At 65.2% G+C, this 1,766-nt stretch carries 2 protein-coding genes; both read left to right on the top strand.

The window, feature by feature from the left end:
* Positions 1–127 precede the first annotated feature (127 nt).
* Entirely contained in the window at positions 128–526 is a 399-nt protein-coding gene (gene tnpA / locus ACWEV3_RS43330; protein WP_168584178.1) for an IS200/IS605 family transposase, read from the top strand.
* A gap of 4 nt (positions 527–530) precedes the next feature.
* On the top strand, positions 531–1,748 hold the full coding sequence (locus tag ACWEV3_RS43325) for an RNA-guided endonuclease InsQ/TnpB family protein (protein ID WP_452619495.1): 1,218 nt from the start codon (positions 531–533) through the stop codon (positions 1,746–1,748).
* Positions 1,749–1,766 lie beyond the last annotated feature (18 nt).

The following is a 1,766-nucleotide window of genomic DNA, read 5'->3' as shown; positions in this document are numbered from 1 at the left end:
TGATCAGGTAGACGTAGTGCGCAGACCCCCGGATTTGTCCGTGGGGTTAGCACGTCAAGTCCGATCCTGACGTGCCCAGCGGTAACCCTGCCAACGTTAGATAGCTCGGTGCTGTATAGCGCTGGGTATGGCCGTCACGCTGCGATCGAACGCGAACATCACCTTTCAGTGCGCGTTCCACGTCGTGTGGTGCCCGAAATACCGGCGCCGGGTCATCGGTGGCCGGATGGAAGAACGCTTGAAGCAGCTCATCCGGGAAGTCGTCGAGGAGAAGGGGGCGTGGCTGGTGGAGCTGGAAACGATGCCGGACCACGTTCACCTTCTCGTCGAAGTCGACCCGCAGTACGGGGTGCACAAGCTGGTCAAAGCGATTAAGGGACGTTCGTCGCGCGTGTTGCGGGAAGAGTTCCCGTGGTTGCGGTCGAAGCTTCCGACGCTGTGGACCAACAGCTACTTCGTCGCGACGGTCGGCGGCGCACCGCTGTCGGTCATCAAGCGCTACGTCGAACAGCAGAAGGCCCGGTGAGCCGATGCTGACGGGACGTCGCTACCGCTTGAAGCTCACCACCGCGCAGGCCGCCCAGTGCGAGGAGTTCGGCAATATCTGCCGGGCAGTGTGGAACACCGCCCTGGAACAACGCCGCGAGTACCGGCGGCGCGGGGCGTGGATGAACTACAACGAGCAAGCCGGACAGCTCGCCGACGGGAAAACCGAGCACGACTGGTTGCAGACCGCGCCGTCGCACATCCTCCAGCAGGCGTTGAAGGACCTGGACCGGGCGTGCCGCGACCACGGCACGTTCCGGGTTAAGTGGCGCGGTAAGCAGCGTTGGAACCCGTCGTTCCGGTTCCCGATGGGCAAGCTCATCGAGGTCGAGCGGCTGAACAAGCGGTGGGGACGGGCGAAGCTCCCGAAGCTGGGGTGGGTGCAGTTCCGCATGACCCGCCAGCTCGGCGGTGCCGTGCGGTCCGCGACAGTGTCCCGCGACGGCCGGGACTGGTTCGTGTCGTTCCTCGTCGACGACGGCGCCACCACCCCAGAACGGCACGCCGCACCCCACAGCGGCGTCGGTGTCGACCGTGGAGTCGCGGCAGCGGTAGCTACCAGTGACGGCAAGCTCATTGACCGCGATTTCGTCTCGCCTGGCGAGGATGAGCGTTGCCGCAGGTTGCAGCAGAAGCTTTCCCGGCAGAAGCGGGGCAGCGCAGACCGTAAGAAGACGCTCGGCAAGATGCGCCGGTTGAAGCGGCGCGAACGCGACCGGCGAGCGGACTTCTGCTCGCAGGTCGCGGCCGAGCTCACCGACCGCAACGCGCTGGTCGTGCTGGAAGACCTCCGTACCCGAAACATGACCCGATCGGCGAGCGGAACCGCCGAAGAACCCGGCCGGAACGTCGCCCAAAAGTCCGGCCTGAACCGCGCCATCCTCGACAAAGGCTGGCACAAGCTTGAACTGGCCCTGCGTAACGCTGCCCGCTATACCGGCAGCGAGATCGTGAAGGTGCCTGCTGCGTACACGTCGCAGACGTGCGCGGTGTGCCGTGCTGTGGACCCGGAAAGCCGTGAGAGCCAAGCGGTTTTTCGGTGTACCCAGTGCGGCCACACCGCGCACGCTGACGTGAACGCGGCGAAGAACATTCTCGCCGCCGGACGGGCGGTGACAGCCTGTGGAGACCTCGCCGTTAGGCGGTCCGTGAAGCAGGAACCTCAACCGGCGTTAGCGCTGGTTGGAATCCCCCGGCTTTAGCCGTGGGGAGGACGTCAA

Source organism: Saccharopolyspora sp. NPDC003752 (genome assembly GCF_053605825.1).
The sequence above is the reverse complement of the archived record's forward strand: the minus strand, read 5'-3'. Positions and strand labels throughout refer to the sequence as shown.

Coding starts and splice junctions, on each gene's coding strand:
- ACWEV3_RS43325 (WP_452619495.1), top strand. CDS start 531: ATGCTGACGGGACGTCGCTACCGCTTGAAGCTCACCACCGCGCAGGCC.
- tnpA (WP_168584178.1), top strand. CDS start 128: ATGGCCGTCACGCTGCGATCGAACGCGAACATCACCTTTCAGTGCGCG.